The organism is Azospirillum terrae, assembly GCF_053470425.1.
On record NZ_JBPXMR010000002.1, the window covers coordinates 562,911 to 578,773 of the forward strand.

A 15,863-nucleotide genomic window follows, 5' to 3' on the forward strand; every position below is an offset into this window, starting at 1 on the left:
TGTCGCCTATGCTTATCGGAGTATGTCGCCATGCCGTCCCTGCACGCTCACGCCGAAGCCGGATTCTTCGCCAACCTGAAGATACGCACCAAGGTCTTCCTGGTGTCGGCCTGCGTGCTGGCGATCACGGCGGGTTTGGCAGTGACGAGCTACTCGTCCTTCTCCGCGGTGGAGAAGGGGTTCGTCTCCTATGCCCGGCGCGTCGCCGTCGGCGACCTCGCCCGCGACATCGACCGCAGCGTCCTCGACCTGCGCCGCAACGTGCGTGAGTTCGCCGCCTCCGGCCAGGAGGACAGGGCGGAGGCCGCGCGCAAGGGGATCGCGCAGCTGCGCCAGGAATACGACAAGGGGCTGTCCACCATCCATCGCCCCGAATGGCTGGACCGGCTGAAGGCGAGCCAGCAGCAGTTCGACCGGTACGCCAAGGATTTCGACAAGGTCGTCGAGTGGAAGCGCGAGCAGGTCCGGCTGGTCAACGACGTGCTGGATCCCGCGGGCGTCAAGATGCAGGGTCTGTTCGAGACGCTGCACGGGATGGCCTTCGACGACGCCAACGAGGTTGCCGCCGCGGCGGCTCAGGCCGGACTGCAAAGCCTGATGGAGGCCCGTCTCTCATCCAACAAGATGCTTGGCCGCCACGACGACGAGTCGGCAAAGATCGCCGAGAAGTATTTCGCCGAGCTCGACCGAAAGATCGAGCGGGTGCACGGCGCCGTGGCCGGCACGCTCTACTCCAAGATCGACGACGAGATGCTCGCTCTGGCCGGCAAGTACCGCGAGTCCTTCCGCCGCACCAAGGAGGTGAACGGCCTGCTGGAGCGGCTGCTCAACACCGAGATGCGCAAGGTCAGCGAGGAGATCGCCGCCGACGTCGCCTTCATCCGCGAAGCCGGTGTGGCGGAGGAGCACGCGGTCGAGCGGGAAACCGACGAGCTGATCGATTCCGCGAAGGCGCTGGTGCTGACGCTGTCGCTGATCGGCGTCGCGGCGGGCCTGGTGGTGGCGCTGCTGATCGGGCGCGGCATTTCCGCCCCGATCATGCGCATCACCGACGCCATGCGGCGTCTCGCCGACGGCGACAAGGCGGCGGAGATCCCCGGCGTCGGCCGCCGCGACGAGGTTGGGCAGATGGCCGACACCCTCCAGGTCTTCAAGGAAAGCCTGATCGCCAACGACCGCATGCGCGCCGAGCAGGAAAACGCCAAGCGCCGCAACGAGCAGGAACGGCGCGCGGCGATGATGGCGCTGGCCGACGACTTCCAGGGCCATGTGGAGGGCGTGGTCGAGCACGTCTCCTCGGCCTCGACCGAGATGAACACCACCGCCAGCGCCATGGCCGCGGTGGCCGAGCAGGCGACCCGCCAGTCGGCCGCGGCCGCCGCCGCCGAGGAAGCCTCCGCCAACGTGCAGACGGTGGCGTCGGCGGCCGAGGAGCTGACCTCCTCCATCGCCGAGATCAGCCGCCGGGTGACCGAGTCCACCGGCACCATCCAGCTCGCCGTGGACAAGGCCGAGCGCACCAACGAGATCGTCGGCGGCCTGAACGTCGCCGCCCAGAAGATCGGCGCCGTCGTCCAGCTCATCCAGGACATTGCCAGCCAGACCAACCTGCTGGCCTTGAACGCAACCATCGAGGCGGCGCGCGCGGGCGAAGCGGGCAAGGGCTTCGCCGTGGTGGCCAGCGAGGTCAAGCTGCTCGCCAACCAGACCGCCAAGGCGACGGACGAGATCGGCCAACAGATCAACGCGGTGCAGGGCGCCACCGATCAGGCCGTCGGCGCCATCGAGGACATTTTGAAGACCATCGGCGACGTCAGTCGCACCTCGACGCAGATCGCCGAGGCGGTCGGGCAGCAGCAGGCCGCCACCGCCGAGATCGCTCGCAACGTCGAGCAGGCCGCCCAGGGCACGCAGGAGGTCGCCACCAACATCCACGGCGTCAGCGAGGCCGCCGTCGAAGCCGGCCGCTCCGCCGATCAGGTGCTGCGCGAGGCCGGCGAACTGGCCAAGCAGTCGGTGACCCTGCGCAAGGAAGTGGACAGCTTCATCGCCAAGGTGCGCGCGGCCTAATATTTTCCCTCAGACGGCTCTCAGCGGATCTTCGATCCGCCTGACGCCGGCAGCGCAAACAAAGTTTGCGCGAGAGGCGGGCGGGGCCATCCGGCCCCTTGCCTTCGCGGCCATGGGGCCGCGGGGCCGCGGTCGCGGCCCATTTCGGCGCCTACCCGAACAGCCGCGCCAGCACCGGCAGCAGCACCGCCGTCGCCAGCCCGTTCAGCCCCATTGCCAGCCCGGAAAACGCGCCGGCGGTCTCGTTGACCTGCAAGGCGCGGGCGGTGCCGATGCCGTGCGCCGCGACTCCCATGCCGAAGCCGCGCGCCCGCCAGTCGGTCACCCGGATCAGGTTGAGGACCGTCGTGCCCAGCGTCGCCCCGACGATCCCCGTCAGGATGACGAACACCGCGGTCAGCGAGGGCAGGCCGCCGAGCTGCTCGGCGATGCCCATGGCGATGGGCGTGGTCACCGACTTGGGCGCCAGTGACAGCAGCGTCTTCCCCGACGCGCCGAACAGCCAGCCGAGCGCCACCGCACTGCCCGCCGCCGTCAGCGAGCCCACCAGCAGCGCGGCCAGCATGGCCGGCGCCGAGCGGCGCACCTGATGGAACTGGTTGTACAGCGGCACCGCCAGCGCCACCGTCGCCGGGCCGAGCAGGAAGTGCACGAACTGCGCGCCGTCGAAATAGCGCTTGTAGTCGATGCCGGCACCCTTCAGCACGGCGACCAGCAGCAGCACCGCGATCAGCACCGGGTTGACCAGCGGCGTGCGCCCGCAGCGCTCGAACGCCCATACCCCGACCTGATAGGCCAGCAGGGTAAGGGTCAGCCACGCCAGCGGGCTGGCCGACAGATAGACCCAGACGTCGGCCAGTCGCTCGTTCATCGCCCCGGCGTTCATGCCCCGGGTCCCCCGTTGCCGGTGCGCTTCAGCAGCGCCGCCATCACCCAGGCGGTCACGGCGATGGACAGGAGCGTGCTGCCGATCAGGGCGGCGGCGATGGGCAGCGCCTCGTCCGACAGGCGCCCGAGATGCGCGACCACGCCGACCCCGGCCGGCACGAACAGCAGCGACAGGTTGCGCAGCAACCCGCCCGCGGTGTCGCTGACCGGCCGCGGCACGCCGCCGCGCACCAGCAGCCCGGCGAACAGCAGCAGCATGCCCAGCACCGGGCCGGGGATCGGCAGCTTCAGCACCAGCACGGTCAATTCGCCGACGAGCTGGCAGACCAGCAGGATGGTGATCGAGCCCAGCATGGTCAGAGGTCCATGCCGACCAGCGCCGAGAGGTCGCGGACCTCGGTCACCGGGTCGCCGGCGTACTCGCGCGGCCGGCCGGCGCGGTTGACCCAGACCACGCGGAAGCCGAAGGCGCTCGCCCCCGCCGCGTCCCAGGCGTTGGAGGACTGAAACGAGATGCCGGCCGGCGGCACGCCCAGGTGCTTTTCCGCCAGCTCGTAGACGCGGCGGTCGGGCTTGTAGATGCCGATCTCCTCGACCGAGATGACGGCGTCCAGCAAATCGCCGATGCCCGCCGCCTGCACCGCGTCGGCCAGCATCTGCGGCGTGCCGTTCGACAGGATGGCGGTGCGGGCACCCCGCGCCTTCAGCGCCGCCAGCACGTCCGGCACCTCCGGGTAGGCGTCCAGCGTGCGATAGGCGTCCAGCAGCGCGGCGCGCAACTCGCCCCCCGGCACGCCGGTGGCGGCCATGGCATAGTCGAGTGCGCGCTCGGTCAGCGCCCAGAAATCCGGGTGGCGGCCGATCAGGCTCTCGACCCAACTGTATTCGAGCTGCTTGCCGCGCCACAGCTCCGCCAGCCGTTCCCATTGCGGGCCGACCGCGGCTGCGTGGCGGGAGGCGGCGGAGTGCACGTCGAACAGCGTGCCGTAGGCATCGAACACATACGCGGCAATGGGCATGGCGCGGCTCTCCTTGTGGCGCGCCGAAGTCTAAACCACGCGGCGCCCGGCGTGACAGTGAACTTCCGTCTGCGTTATCCTTCCAGACAAAGAAGAGACCGGGAGGAACAAGACCATGGACACCCCTTTGTGGAGCCCGTCCGCCGAGCGCGTGGCGGCGTCGAACCTGACCGCGTTCCGCGAGGCCGCCAACGCCCGCTTCGGCCTGTCGCTCGGCGACTATGAGGCGCTGTGGGACTGGTCGGTGGCGAAGAAGGAGGACTTCTGGCGCTTCCTGTGGGACTGGGCCGGCATCCGGGGTGAGCCGGGAAGCACCGTCCTGCGCGACGGCGACAGGATGCCCGGCGCGCAGTGGTTTCCCGAGGCCCGGCTGAACTACGCCGAGAATTTGCTGGCCGGCTCCGCTGACGAGGCCCTGGTGTTCTGGGGCGAGGACAAGGTCAAGCGCCGGTGGTCCCGCGCCGAACTGGTTGCCGAGGTTTCCCGCCTGCAACAGGCGCTGAAGGCCGCGGGCGTCGGCGTCGGCGACCGGGTCGCCGCCTACATGCCCAACATGCCCGAAACGCTGGCCGCCATGCTCGCCACCGCCAGCCTGGGCGCCACGTGGTCGTCGTGCTCGCCGGATTTCGGCGTGCAGGGCGTGGTCGACCGATTCGGCCAGATCGAGCCCAAGGTGCTCTTCTTCCCCGACGCCTACTGGTACAACGGCAAGGCGCACGACGTGCGCGGCAAGGCCGCAGAGGTGTTGAAGGATCTGCCCAGCGTCAGCCACGCGGTGTGCGTCCCCTACGTCGCCGGGGATGCGGATGTTTCCGCGGTGCCGAAGGGCGTGGCCTATCGCGACTTCCTGGCGCCCTACACGGCCGGGGAACCGGCGTTCGAGCGGGTGCCGTTCAACCACCCGCTGTTCATCCTGTATTCCTCGGGCACCACCGGAAAGCCCAAGTGCATCGTGCATGGGGTCGGCGGCACGCTGTTGCAGCACGTCAAGGAGCACCGGCTGCACTGCGACCTGAAGCCGGGCGACCGGATGTTCTACTTCACCACCTGCGGCTGGATGATGTGGAACTGGCTGATCACCGGGCTGGCCAGCGGCGCCACGCTGCTGCTCTACGACGGCTCGCCGTTCGCGCCGGACGGCAACATCCTGTTCGACTACGCCGACGCCGAGTCGATGACGCTGTTCGGCACGTCCGCCAAGTACATCCAGTCGCTGGAAAAGGCCGGGCAGGAGCCGAAGAGCACCCACAGGCTCTCCACGGTGAGGACGATGACCTCGACCGGTTCGCCGCTGATGGCGGAGAACTTCGATTACGTCTATCGCGACATCAAACAGGACCTGCACCTGGCGTCGATCAGCGGCGGCACGGACATCATGGGGTGCTTCGTGCTTGGCAACCCCGCTGCCCCGGTGTGGCGGGGCGAGATCCAGACGCGCGGCCTGGGGCTCGCGGTGGAGGCGTTCTCCGACGACGGCCACCCCGTGCGCGGCGAAAAGGGCGAGCTGGTGTGCACCAAGCCGTTTCCCTCAATGCCCATCGGCTTCTGGAATGACCCGGACGGGGCGAGGTACCGCAGCGCCTATTTCGACCGCTTTCCCAACATCTGGACGCACGGCGACTTCATCGAGCAGACGGAACACGGCGGCTGGGTGATCTACGGACGCTCCGACGCGGTGCTGAACCCCGGCGGCGTGCGCATCGGCACGGCGGAGATCTACCGTCAGGTCGAGCAGTTGCCGGAGATCATGGAGGCGATCTGCATCGGCCAGGAGTGGGACGGCGACGTGCGGGTCGTGCTGTTCGTCGTGCTGCGCGAGGGGATGACGCTCGACAAGGCGATGGAGGACGCCATCCGCAAGCGCATCCGCGACAACTGCTCGCCGCGGCATGTGCCGGCGAAGATCGTGCAGGTGACGGACATCCCGCGCACGCGCTCCGGCAAGATCACCGAGCTTGCGGTGCGCGACGCGGTGCACGGCCGGCCGATCAAAAACACCGAGGCGCTCGCCAACCCGCAGGCGCTCGACGAGTTCACTGGGCGGCCGGAGCTTTCCTCATTATAAGGCCGCCATGGCGAATCGTTCCCTCTTCCTCGACCTCGACGGCGTGCTGGCCGACTTCGACCGCGGCGTGCGGGCGGTCACCGGCAAGCCGCCGGAGGAACTGCCCACAAAAGTCATGTGGCGCGAGCTGTCGCGCCACAAGGACTTCTACGGCACGCTGGAGTTCATGCACGACGCGCAGGAGCTGTGGCGCTTCTGCGAACCGTTCGAACCCACCATCCTCACCGGCCTGCCGCTGGGCTCGTGGGCGCCGGAGCAGAAGCGGCGCTGGGTGGCGCGCATGCTAGGCTCCCACGTGAAGGTCATCACCTGCATGGCCCGCGACAAGCACAGCTACGCCCATCCCGGCGCCGTTCTGGTCGACGACCGCGAGAAGGCGCGCGAGCCCTGGGAGGCGGCCGGCGGCATTTTCGTCCTGCACACCAGTGCCGAAAACTCCATCGCCGCCCTCAAAAATATTGGATTTTAAGCATCGATTCGCGGTGGAACGTGTGGAAACACGGTTAACGGCTGTGTTGCGGTGCGTCAAAAAAGCGCGCTTCTGCAAGGCATTGATGCATGAACGCCACACGTTGCCTAAGAATGCCGGCCTAGCAATAAATTCGCAGTTGCCGCCGCGCCATTCACTCTTGTGCTGATGGTTTCCATCTGCCAATAACACCCAAAGCCCATTTTCGACGCTTTCACGGGAGTGCTTTCATGAACCAGGCCGAACTGATCGAATCCGTTGCCACCACCGCCGGCATCAAGAAGACCGAGGCCGCCAAGGTGGTCCAGGCTGTGTTCGAGGGCATCTCGGGCGCGCTGGGCAAGGGCGAGGAAGTCCGTCTGGCCGGCTTCGGCATCTTCGAGGTGGCCGAGCGCGCCGCCCGCGAAGGCCGCAACCCGCGCACCGGCGAAGTCGTGAAGATCGCCGCCTCCAAGGCGCCGAAGTTCAAGCCGGCCAAGCAGTTGCGCGACTCCGTCAACGGCTGATCCCCACTCGTCAGCCGCAGGGAGCCGCCATGTCGAACGATACCTCAGAGCTTCAGGTCCTGACCGCCAAGGTCGTTGCCGCGTATGTCGGCAAGAACCCCGTGGCGGTGAGCGATCTTTCCACGCTTATCAACAGCGTCCAGTCGGCATTCCAGGGCCTCGGGGAAGACAAGGCGGCTCCGCAGAAGACGGAGCAGACGCCCGCCGTTCCGATCAAGAAGTCGGTGACGCCGGACTACATCGTTTGCCTGGAAGACGGTAAGAAGCTGAAGATGCTCAAGCGGCATCTGAAGACCGTCTATGATCTGTCGCCGGACGAATACCGCATCAAGTGGTCGCTGCCGCCGGAGTACCCGATGGTGGCGCCGAATTACGCGAAGGCGCGTTCGGAAATGGCGACCAAGCTCGGCCTCGGCCGCAAGAAAGCCTTCCAGGGCTAACCGCCCGGCCGATCTTCGCAGTCTTCACGGCAGGCGCTCCCCTCCCAAGGGGGGCGCCTGTCGCGTTTTTTGGCCTGTCGCTTTTTGGGGAGTGGTTCAAAGCCGCGCCTTCAGCCAGTCGCTCACCTCGCGGCAGACGGCTTCGGCGGTTTCGTCCAGCCCGTGCGACGCGCCGGGCATGAGGACGAGCTTCTTGGGCTCGCGCGCGATGCGGTGCACGTACAGGGAGCACTGCGGCGCCAGCACCTCGTCGGCCTCGCCGTGGATCAGCAGCAGCGGAATGCCCAGATCGTGCGCCACGTCGGCGCCGAACCCCTGCGTCGCCAGCGTCACCACCGTGCGCACCAGATCCGGCCGCGCCACCGCCGCTTGCAACGCCACAGCGCCGCCCAGGGAATGGCCGATCACCGCCGCGTCGCGCACCCCTTGCGCGCTCAGGAAGTCCAACCCGGCCAGCACGTCCAGCACCGCCTCGTCCAGTCGGGTCGGAAAGCGGAAGCGCACGCGCAGCGACTGGATGCCGTGGCGGGTCAGATCCTCGCACAAGCGCGGGTAGAGGCCGCGGGCCGGCGTGTCGAAACCGCCGCCGATGCCGCCCACCCAGATCGCGCCGCGTGTGGCGCCGTCCGCCGGGTAATGCCGCGCCTCGATGCTGCCGCGGCCGGCGCCCAGCGTTACCGTGCGGTAGCCCTTGTCCAGGGTCGCCATACGCTCGTCTCCCACGGGGTTTCCTTTGCTAACAGCGCCGGTGCGGCGGGGTTTCCGGGGACTCTTGCGTCCACCGCCTGTTGTGCTGTCGGCGGCAACAGATCATGGGAGTTTCCAATGCCCAAGCTGCAACGCATCTCGCTCGATACCGTGAAACGCGCGGCCGACCTCGCCTCCGAGGCGGTGGAGGACCGCCAGCGCTACGTCGCCGGCATGCGCAACATCGACCTCGGCGAGCAGGTGGCCGAGCGCGGCTCGCGCAACCCCACCGATCTGGACACGCTCAACGTCGTCCCGGCCGAGGCCAGCGCCGCCATCGACGAACTGAAGACCCTGCTGGCCGGCCTGACGCCGGAGGAGCGAATCGAACTGCGTGCCGTGATGCTGGTCGGGCGTGGCGACTACGCCGCCAACCAGTGGGACGAGGCGCTGATGAACGCCGGCAGCGCCCCGGACGCCAGCTCCCCCGCCGACATCGCCGAGAAGATCGAGCTGCACGATTTCCTGATGAAGGGCCTCTACGCCCTGGACCTGATGGACAAGGAGGGGCAATGAGCGTCGAAACGCTGGCCCGCCGGGCCGTCGAGGCCCCGGTGCAGGCGCTGAACCGATTGCAAGGGCCCGGACCGGACGGGCAGGGCGCCGCCGCCGGCCCGGCCGAGCGCTGGATCGCCATCATGGGCGGCACGGCGCTGGGGCTGGCGGGCTTGAGGCGTGGCGACTGGGTCGGCCTGACGCTGGCGGCGTGCGGCGGCGGGCTGTTCTTCGCCGGCGCCGCCGGTGTGCCGCTGGCCGCTCCGGTGGCGCGGCAGGTGCCGCGCGTCGCCGGCATGGTGCCGGGGCTCGACCGCGAGCCGACCACCGTGCAGGCCAGCGTCACCATATCCGCACCGCGGGAGAAGGTTTTCCGCTTCTGGCGCAACTTCGGCAATGTGCCCAAGGTGATGAGCCATCTGGAGGTCGTGGAGATCGAGTCCGCCACCCGCTCCTGCTGGAAGGCGCGCGGGCCGGGGGGCGTGGAGGTGCGCTGGCATTCGGAGATCGACAAGGAGCGCGAAGGCGAGCTGATCTCCTGGCACACCGTCGAGGACGCCGACCTGCCGCACCGCGGTCAGGTCATGTTCAAGGACGCGCCGGGCGGACGCGGCACCGAGGTTCGGTTGACGCTGGTCTACCGGCCGCCGGGTGGGCAGGCCGGGCGCGCGGTGGCGCGGCTGTTCGGCTCGGCGCCGGGGCAGCAGGCCCGCGAGGCGCTGCGCAAGCTCAAGTACCTCATGGAAGTCGGCGAGATGCCGACCACCGAGGGGCAGCCGCATGGCGTGCGTGGAACGATAAAGGTGACCCCATGATGAAGGCGCTCTGCTGGAACGGCGTGAACGATCTGCGGGTGGAGCGGGTGGCGGACCCCAAGCTCATCAACCCGCACGACGTCATCATCAAGGTCATTCTGTCGTCGGTGTGCGGGTCGGACCTGCACCTGCTGGACGGCTATGTCCCCACCATGCAGCCCGGCGACATCATCGGCCATGAATTCCTCGGCGAGGTGGTCGAGAAGGGGCCGGAGGTGCTGACGCTCAACCGCGGCGACCGGGTCATCACCGTGTCGGTCATCGGCTGCGGCAAGTGCTGGCATTGCCAGCACGAGGAATATTCGCTGTGCGACAACTCCAACCCGCACCCGCATTACGAGGAGACGGCGTACGGGCAGAGCACGGCGGGCATCTTCGGCTACAGCCATGCTTTCGGCGGCTACGCCGGCAGCCACGCCGAGTACGTCCGCGTGCCGTTCGCCGACAACAACTGCTTCCGCGTGCCGGACGGCGTCAGCGACGAGCAGGCGGTGTTCGTCTCGGACGCAGCACCCACCGGCTACATGGCCGCCGACATGGGCGGCATCCGACCGGGCGACATCGTCGCCGTGTGGGGCTGCGGCGGCGTCGGGCAGATGGCGATCCGCAGCGCGTACCTCATGGGCGCCGAGCGCGTCATCGGCATCGACCGCTACCCGGACCGCCTGCGCGCGGCGCAGATGCGGGCCGGGGCCGAGCCCTTGGACTACACGCGCGCGGACGTCTTCGATTCGCTGATGGCGATGACCGGCGGGCGCGGGCCGGACGTCTGCATCGACGCGGTGGGCATGGAGGCGAACGGCTTCGATACGGGTGTCGAGCACTGGTATGACAAGGCCAAGCAGATGGCCGGGCTGGAAACCGACCGGCCGGCGGTGCTGCGCGAAGCGATCCGGTGCTGCCGCAAGGGTGGCACGCTGTCCATCGTCGGCGTTTACGGCGGCGTGCTGGACAAATTCCCCATGGGTGCGGCGATGAACAAGGGCCTGACCTTCCGCATGGGCCAGCAGCACGGCCAACGCTACGCCGCGCGCCTGTTCGCCCACATCGAGAAGGGCGAACTGGACCCGTCCTACCTGCTGACCCACAAGTGGTCGCTGGACGACGGGCCGCAGGGCTACCGCATGTTCAAGCAGAAGGCGGACGACTGCATGCGCGTGGTCTTCGCGCCTTGAGAGGTTACGGGCATGAACATCGTCTATGCCTACATGGCCGAGCGGGGCGACGCGGTGCAGGCCGAGGTGCTGGCCCTGCTGCGCGCCCGCTTCGGCAGCGCCGATACGCTGAGCGTCGAGGAACGCGACGCCGAGACCGGCGGCGGGACCGACGTGCTGGTGACGGTGCGCGTCCCCGCCGACCACGTGGAGGCCGCCCTCGCGGCGGTCCGCGCCCACGACGCCGTCATCGACGCCGCCGCGGGGAGCTTCGGCGAGCGGGTGTAGGAAGCAGCTATCCCCGCAGCACCACCTGAAAGCGCGCCCCTTTGCCATTGCCGTCGCCCAACCGCAGTTCGGCGTCGATCTTCTCGGTCAGCGCCACCAGCACGCGCATGCCCAGGCCCGGCGAAGCGCCGGGGTCGAATCCCGGCTGCAGGCCGACGCCGTCGTCCGACACCGCCAGACGCAGCCGGCCCTCCGGCGTGCGGTCGAGCGTCACGCGCACCGAGCCGGGCTCGCCCGTGGGGTAGGCGTATTTGGCGGCGTTGGTCACCAGCTCGTTGACGATCAGGCCGAGCGTGATGGCGGTGTCGGCCGCCAGCGTCATTTCGATGGCCTCGACCTCCAACTGCCCATCGTCGAGCCCGAGCGCCCCGCCGATGTCGTCGCAGAGGTCGCGCAGGTATGGGGCGGACTCCACACTGTCCAGGCCGCTGGCCTGATAGAGGCGCCGGTGCACCAGGGCCACCGTGGCGATGCGCGTCGCCGTCTCCTCGAAGCGGACGCGGATGGCCGGGTCCTTGATGTCGATGGCCTGCATGTGGACCAGCAGCGCCACCATCTGAAGCGAATTCTTGATGCGGTGGTTCATCTCGCGCATCAGCAGTTCCTGCTGGCGCATCAACTCCTCGCGCTCGGCTTCCGCCTGCCGGCGCGCCGAGATGTCCTCGATGACGGACAGCACATAGGCCGTCCGGCCCGCCGCATCGCGCACCGCGGAACTGGACAGGCTCACCCACACCGTGCCGCCGCCCTTGAGCAGGTAGCGCTTCTCCTGGGTGAAGCTGTCCCGCTCGCCGGTGTAGAGCTGCTCGGTGAGGGCAAGGCCGGCGGCCCGTTCGTCGGGGTGGGTGACGTTCTGGAAGCCGAGGTCGAGCAATTCTTCCCGCGCATAGCCGACGATGGCGCAGAAGCGGTCGTTGACGCGCAGGAAGCGGCCGTCCCGGCCGGTTTCGGCGATGCCGACCGCCGCCTGCTCGAAGGCGGCGCGGTAGCGCGCCTCGCTGGCGGCGGTGGAATGCAGCGCCTTGATCAGGCGGTCGCGCGCTTGGCGCAGGTCCGCCTCCATGCGGACGCGTTCCTCGACGTCCTGCACGATGGTGACGCCCATCCGGATCTTGCCGTCCGCGTCGCGGACCGGCGTTGCGCTGATCAGCAGATGGGTTAGCCGGCCGTCGCCGCGCCGGTAGAGCATCGGCTCCTGATCGACCGTCTCGCCGTGGAGCACCGCCCGCGCCATGGGGTATTCCTCACCCCGATAAGGCGTGCCATCGGGATGCACCGCCCCATACTGCGCATAGTCCGCGGTGGTCTCCGACGGCTGCATGGGGTGGCCCAGCAACTCGATGCCCTTGTCGTTGTACAGGATCAGCCGGCCCGACGGCGCCTCGGCGACGGCGACGCCCAGCGGCAGTTGGGCCAGCACCGCATCGAATTGGGCATGGTTGATCCGGGCGCTGGCTTCCGCCTCGACGCGACGGATGGCGGCGCCCAGCAGGTGGGCGAAGCCCTGCATGAACAGGACGTCCATCTCATGGAAGTCCCGGGGCTCGCTGCCGTCCACCTCCAGCACGCCCCAAAGGGCGGCTTCGGTGTCGATCGGCACGTTCAGCGCGGAGATGACCCCATGCTCGGCCAGCAGGCGGTTCGCGTGCAACGGGCTCAGGCTGCGAAGATCCGAAACTGCCACCGGTTGCCGGGTGGCGAGCGAGCGGCCGGGCGGCGTGTCGGGATCGTTCGGCACCACCGTCCGGCCGATCACGCCCTCATACCAGCCCACACCGGCGATCACCAGGAAGTCGTCCGTCTGCGGGCGGTAGCGAAGGATCTTGGTGCGCCGGAAGTCCATGCCCTCTGCCGCGTCGGCCGCCGCCTGTTGCAACAGGGCGCCCAAGTCGTCCTCCGTCAGCGCGCGCGCGCCAAATCGGCTCAGGATGCGCTGATGGCGCAGGCTGGTCTGCAAAAGATCCGGCTGCGGGGCGCAAGGGCTGTGCGGGCTCGGGTGGTCCATGAGGCAAGAGTAGGCCAGTTTATTTTGATAGCGAACTAAGTCTGTGTCCGATAACATTCCCTTGCCAACACCAATTCCGGACTATGGAATCGTCTCCAACGGTGCGCGTTTGCCCCGTACGGGGGCAACGAGCCCTTGCGGCGGGGCGGCCCAGCGCACGACGTTGGCGATGACGCGCTGGATGCGCGGGTCGTGGTAGGTCGGGAAGGTCTCGTGACCGGGGCGGAAGTAGAAGACCCGGCCCATCCCGCGCCGCCAGCCGCAGCCGCTGCGGAACACCTCGCCGCCTTTGAACCAGGAGATGAAGACCAACTCGTCCGGCGGTGGCACGTCGAAGGGCTCGCCGTACATCTCCTCCTGCGGCAGTTCGATCATGTCGCCGATGCCCGCGGCCACGGGGTGGCCGGGATCGACCACCCACAGCCGCTCCGGCTCGCCGGCCACGCGGTATTTGAGGAAGCAGCCCGTCCCCATCAGCGCCAGGAACGGCTTGGAAAAGTGCGCGGAGTGCAGCGGCACGAAGCCCATGCCGGCCTCGGTGACGCGTTTCCTCACCCGTTCGGCCGCCGCGCCCGACACCTCGGCGTGCGCCTTGTGGCCCCACCAGACCAGCACGTCGGTGGCGGCCAGACGCTCCTCGCTCAGTCCATGCTCCGGTTCGTCCAGCGTGGCGGTGGTCACGTGCTCCAGGCCGTGGGCGCGCAGCGCGTCGGCCAAGGTGGTGTGAATTCCCTCCGGGTAGAGGCGGGCGACCGCCTCGTCGCGGCGTTCGTGAAGGAACTCGTTCCAGATAAGGACGCGTTGCATGCGGATTGTTTCCTGATCGAATGGTGTTCTTCGCAAGGCGTGGCCGACAGCGTGCCACCCGACCATGCGCAATGCCACATCGGGCGCGCGGACACGGGATCAATGTGCCTTGCCGGCTGTTTGTGGGGGACCCGATGGATAAGTTTCACTCACCGAAAGGCTATAACCCTGTGACCAGCGCCGCCGTCCGATCCGAAGACGCGCCCATGCCCGCCGTGCTGCGCCGCTACCCCGTGGGGGCCGAAGTGCTGCCGGGCGGAGCGGTGCATTTCCGCCTGTGGGCGCCCAAGTGCAGCCGCGCCTCGGTGCTGATTGGGCCGGACATTGGGCCCGATGCTCGTGCGGAGCCGCTGGAGGCGGAGGGCGACGGCTATTTCTCGGCGCTGGTGGACGGCGTGCCGGTGGGCAGCCGGTACCGCTTCCGCGTGGATCAGGACAAGACGCCGTACCCGGACCCGGCTTCGCGTTTCCAGCCTGAAGGGCCGCACGGGCCGTCGCAGGTGGTGGACCCGTTCCGCTTCGACTGGACCGACCACGCGTGGCAAGGCCGCTCGATCCGGGGGCAGGTCGTCTACGAGATGCACGTCGGCACCTTCACCCCCGAGGGCACTTGGGACGCGGCCATGGAACAGTTGCCGCGCTTGGCCGAGTTGGGCGTCACGGTGCTGGAGTTGATGCCGGTGTCGGAGTTCTCCGGCCGGTTCGGCTGGGGCTACGACGGGGTGAACCTGTTCGCGCCGACGCGGCTGTATGGCGAGCCCGATGCCATGCGCCGCTTCGTCGACCGTGCGCACGGCTTGGGGTTGGCGGTCATTCTCGACGTGGTCTACAACCACTTCGGGCCGGACGGCAATTATCTGAAGTGCTTCTCGGACGCCTACTTCACCGGCAAGTACGAGAACGAGTGGGGCGAGGCGATCAACTTCGACGGACCGGACAGCGGCCCGGTGCGCGAATACTTCGTCATGAACGCCGGTTATTGGGTGGACGAGTTCCACCTTGACGGATTGCGGCTCGACGCCACGCAGCAGATCTTCGATTCCTCGCCGGTCAACGTGATGGCGGAGATCAGCGCGGCGGTGCGCGCGGCGGCGCGCGGCCGCGCCACCATCCTGGTTGGCGAGAACGAGCCGCAGCACTCCGAACTGCTGCGCCCGTGCGAGGAGGGCGGCGGGGCTTGCGGCCTGGACGCGCTGTGGAACGACGACTTCCACCATTCCGCCATGGTGGCGCTGACCGGGCGGAACGAGGCGTACTACACCGACTATCGCGGCACGCCGCAGGAATTCGTGTCGGCCATGAAGTACGGCTTCCTCTACCAGGGGCAGTGGTACGCATGGCAGAAAAAGCGGCGCGGCATGCCGGCGTTCGGCGTCGATCCGGCGGCCATGGTCACCTTTTTGCAGAACCACGACCAGATCGCCAATTCCGGGCGGGGCTTGCGCGTGCACGCGCTGACCGCGCCGGGGCGTTACCGGGCGTTCACCGCGCTGATGCTGCTCGGTCCCGGCACGCCCATGCTGTTCCAGGGGCAGGAGTTCGCGTCCTCGTCGCCGTTCTTCTACTTCGCCGACCACAAGCCGGATTTGGCCGAACTGGTGGCGAAGGGGCGGGGCGAGTTCCTGGCGCAGTTCCCCAGCATCGCCACGCCGGCCATGCAGACGCAACTCGCCGTGCCGCACGATCCGCGGACCTTCGAGCGCTCCAAGCTCGATCCCGCCGAGCGCGAGCGGAACGCCTGGGCGACGGCGCTGCACCGCGACCTGCTGCGCCTGCGCCGCGAGGATGCGGTGTTCCGCGCCCAGCGCCCGCGCGGCCTGGATGGCGCCGTGCTGGCCGAGGAGGCGTTCGTCCTGCGCTTTTTCGGTGAGGACGGCGACGATCGGCTGTTGCTGGTCAACATGGGGCGCGACCTCACCCTGACGCCGGTGCCGGAACCGCTGCTCGCCCCGCCGCTCGGTCACCGCTGGCGCCTGCTGTGGTCCAGCGAGGAGCCGGTCTACGGCGGCGGCGGCACGCCGGAGGTGGAAACCGACGGCTCCTGGCACCTCTCCGGCCACGCCGCGATGGTGCTGGCACCTCGTACGGAATAAGG

The 15,863-nt window shown here is 68.5% G+C and carries 16 protein-coding genes; 10 read left to right on the plus strand and 6 right to left on the minus strand.

Going from position 1 to position 15,863, the window contains the following annotated elements; translation table 11 throughout:
• The first annotated feature begins 30 nt into the window (after positions 1–30).
• Positions 31–2,070 carry a HAMP domain-containing methyl-accepting chemotaxis protein gene (locus ACSVDD_RS09185; protein ID WP_448189025.1) on the plus strand — a complete coding sequence of 680 codons (2,040 nt, stop codon included), beginning with the start codon at positions 31–33 and terminating at the stop codon, positions 2,068–2,070.
• A gap of 151 nt (positions 2,071–2,221) precedes the next feature.
• Here the strand turns inward: ACSVDD_RS09185 and ACSVDD_RS09190 are convergent, their stop codons facing one another.
• Genes ACSVDD_RS09190 through ACSVDD_RS09200 form a run of 3 tightly spaced genes read right to left on the minus strand, consistent with a single transcriptional unit; the run spans position 2,222 to position 3,977 of the window.
• Positions 2,222–2,941, minus strand: a complete 720-nt coding sequence (locus ACSVDD_RS09190) for an LrgB family protein (protein ID WP_448189158.1) — start codon at positions 2,939–2,941, stop codon at positions 2,222–2,224.
• Positions 2,942–2,952: 11 nt separating this feature from the next.
• Positions 2,953–3,312 (minus strand): CidA/LrgA family protein, encoded by a 360-nt coding sequence (locus ACSVDD_RS09195; protein WP_448189026.1) that lies wholly within the window; start codon positions 3,310–3,312, stop codon positions 2,953–2,955.
• 2 nt (positions 3,313–3,314) lie between these two features.
• A complete protein-coding gene (locus ACSVDD_RS09200; RefSeq protein WP_448189027.1) occupies positions 3,315–3,977 on the minus strand; it encodes a haloacid dehalogenase type II in 663 nt (220 codons plus the stop codon).
• 115 nt (positions 3,978–4,092) lie between these two features.
• Here ACSVDD_RS09200 and ACSVDD_RS09205 point away from each other — a divergent pair, with 115 nt between their 5' ends.
• The 4 genes from ACSVDD_RS09205 to ACSVDD_RS09220 all read left to right on the plus strand — a co-directional run bounded on the left by ACSVDD_RS09205 (position 4,093) and on the right by ACSVDD_RS09220 (position 7,457).
• Entirely contained in the window at positions 4,093–6,042 is a 1,950-nt protein-coding gene (locus ACSVDD_RS09205) for an acetoacetate--CoA ligase (RefSeq protein WP_448189028.1), read from the plus strand.
• Between the two features lie 7 nt (positions 6,043–6,049).
• Complete coding sequence (locus ACSVDD_RS09210; protein ID WP_448189029.1) at positions 6,050–6,511, plus strand: hypothetical protein; 462 nt, start codon at positions 6,050–6,052, stop codon at positions 6,509–6,511.
• Between the two features lie 185 nt (positions 6,512–6,696).
• Positions 6,697–7,017, plus strand: a complete 321-nt coding sequence (locus ACSVDD_RS09215) for an HU family DNA-binding protein (RefSeq protein ID WP_448189159.1) — start codon at positions 6,697–6,699, stop codon at positions 7,015–7,017.
• 29 nt (positions 7,018–7,046) lie between these two features.
• The gene (locus ACSVDD_RS09220; protein ID WP_448189030.1) at positions 7,047–7,457 is read left to right on the plus strand and encodes a Ros/MucR family transcriptional regulator; all 411 of its coding nucleotides are present in this window, start codon (positions 7,047–7,049) and stop codon (positions 7,455–7,457) included.
• 96 nt (positions 7,458–7,553) lie between these two features.
• Here ACSVDD_RS09220 and ACSVDD_RS09225 read toward each other — a convergent pair whose 3' ends face one another.
• Positions 7,554–8,165 carry an alpha/beta hydrolase gene (locus ACSVDD_RS09225; RefSeq protein ID WP_448189031.1) on the minus strand — a complete coding sequence of 204 codons (612 nt, stop codon included), beginning with the start codon at positions 8,163–8,165 and terminating at the stop codon, positions 7,554–7,556.
• A 117-nt stretch (positions 8,166–8,282) separates the two neighbouring features.
• On the opposite strand from ACSVDD_RS09225, the gene ACSVDD_RS09230 reads away from it, so the two are divergent.
• The 4 genes from ACSVDD_RS09230 to ACSVDD_RS09245 are packed head-to-tail and all read left to right on the plus strand — an operon-like array spanning position 8,283 to position 10,956.
• Entirely contained in the window at positions 8,283–8,720 is a 438-nt protein-coding gene (locus ACSVDD_RS09230) for a DUF3775 domain-containing protein (RefSeq protein WP_448189032.1), read from the plus strand.
• Positions 8,717–9,514 (plus strand): SRPBCC family protein, encoded by a 798-nt coding sequence (locus tag ACSVDD_RS09235; protein ID WP_448189033.1) that lies wholly within the window; start codon positions 8,717–8,719, stop codon positions 9,512–9,514. Before ACSVDD_RS09230 ends, ACSVDD_RS09235 begins: the two co-directional genes overlap by 4 nt.
• Positions 9,514–10,689, plus strand: a complete 1,176-nt coding sequence (locus tag ACSVDD_RS09240) for a zinc-dependent alcohol dehydrogenase (RefSeq protein ID WP_448189160.1) — start codon at positions 9,514–9,516, stop codon at positions 10,687–10,689. Before ACSVDD_RS09235 ends, ACSVDD_RS09240 begins: the two co-directional genes overlap by 1 nt.
• Positions 10,690–10,701: 12 nt before the next feature.
• Complete coding sequence (locus ACSVDD_RS09245; RefSeq protein WP_448189034.1) at positions 10,702–10,956, plus strand: hypothetical protein; 255 nt, start codon at positions 10,702–10,704, stop codon at positions 10,954–10,956.
• A gap of 7 nt (positions 10,957–10,963) precedes the next feature.
• Here the strand turns inward: ACSVDD_RS09245 and ACSVDD_RS09250 are convergent, their stop codons facing one another.
• Both ACSVDD_RS09250 and ACSVDD_RS09255 read right to left on the minus strand, forming a co-directional pair.
• On the minus strand, positions 10,964–12,913 hold the full coding sequence (locus ACSVDD_RS09250; RefSeq protein WP_448189035.1) for a PAS domain S-box protein: 1,950 nt from the start codon (positions 12,911–12,913) through the stop codon (positions 10,964–10,966).
• A 129-nt stretch (positions 12,914–13,042) separates the two neighbouring features.
• Positions 13,043–13,768 (minus strand): ThuA domain-containing protein, encoded by a 726-nt coding sequence (locus tag ACSVDD_RS09255; RefSeq protein ID WP_448189036.1) that lies wholly within the window; start codon positions 13,766–13,768, stop codon positions 13,043–13,045.
• A gap of 206 nt (positions 13,769–13,974) precedes the next feature.
• On the opposite strand from ACSVDD_RS09255, the gene treZ reads away from it, so the two are divergent.
• Positions 13,975–15,861: a malto-oligosyltrehalose trehalohydrolase gene (gene treZ / locus ACSVDD_RS09260; RefSeq protein ID WP_448189037.1), complete on the plus strand. Its 1,887-nt coding sequence runs from the start codon at positions 13,975–13,977 to the stop codon at positions 15,859–15,861.
• Positions 15,862–15,863 lie beyond the last annotated feature (2 nt).

What these genes read in the sequence shown, in the direction of transcription:
- ACSVDD_RS09185 (WP_448189025.1), top strand. Translation starts at nt 31, where the DNA reads ATGCCGTCCCTGCACGCTCACGCCGAAGCCGGATTCTTCGCCAACCTG.
- ACSVDD_RS09190 (WP_448189158.1), bottom strand. Translation starts at nt 2,941, where the DNA reads ATGAACGAGCGACTGGCCGACGTCTGGGTCTATCTGTCGGCCAGCCCG.
- ACSVDD_RS09195 (WP_448189026.1), bottom strand. Translation starts at nt 3,312, where the DNA reads ATGCTGGGCTCGATCACCATCCTGCTGGTCTGCCAGCTCGTCGGCGAA.
- ACSVDD_RS09200 (WP_448189027.1), bottom strand. Translation starts at nt 3,977, where the DNA reads ATGCCCATTGCCGCGTATGTGTTCGATGCCTACGGCACGCTGTTCGAC.
- ACSVDD_RS09205 (WP_448189028.1), top strand. Translation starts at nt 4,093, where the DNA reads ATGGACACCCCTTTGTGGAGCCCGTCCGCCGAGCGCGTGGCGGCGTCG.
- ACSVDD_RS09210 (WP_448189029.1), top strand. Translation starts at nt 6,050, where the DNA reads ATGGCGAATCGTTCCCTCTTCCTCGACCTCGACGGCGTGCTGGCCGAC.
- ACSVDD_RS09220 (WP_448189030.1), top strand. Translation starts at nt 7,047, where the DNA reads ATGTCGAACGATACCTCAGAGCTTCAGGTCCTGACCGCCAAGGTCGTT.
- ACSVDD_RS09225 (WP_448189031.1), bottom strand. Translation starts at nt 8,165, where the DNA reads ATGGCGACCCTGGACAAGGGCTACCGCACGGTAACGCTGGGCGCCGGC.
- ACSVDD_RS09230 (WP_448189032.1), top strand. Translation starts at nt 8,283, where the DNA reads ATGCCCAAGCTGCAACGCATCTCGCTCGATACCGTGAAACGCGCGGCC.
- ACSVDD_RS09235 (WP_448189033.1), top strand. Translation starts at nt 8,717, where the DNA reads ATGAGCGTCGAAACGCTGGCCCGCCGGGCCGTCGAGGCCCCGGTGCAG.
- ACSVDD_RS09240 (WP_448189160.1), top strand. Translation starts at nt 9,514, where the DNA reads ATGAAGGCGCTCTGCTGGAACGGCGTGAACGATCTGCGGGTGGAGCGG.
- ACSVDD_RS09245 (WP_448189034.1), top strand. Translation starts at nt 10,702, where the DNA reads ATGAACATCGTCTATGCCTACATGGCCGAGCGGGGCGACGCGGTGCAG.
- ACSVDD_RS09255 (WP_448189036.1), bottom strand. Translation starts at nt 13,768, where the DNA reads ATGCAACGCGTCCTTATCTGGAACGAGTTCCTTCACGAACGCCGCGAC.
- treZ (WP_448189037.1), top strand. Translation starts at nt 13,975, where the DNA reads ATGCCCGCCGTGCTGCGCCGCTACCCCGTGGGGGCCGAAGTGCTGCCG.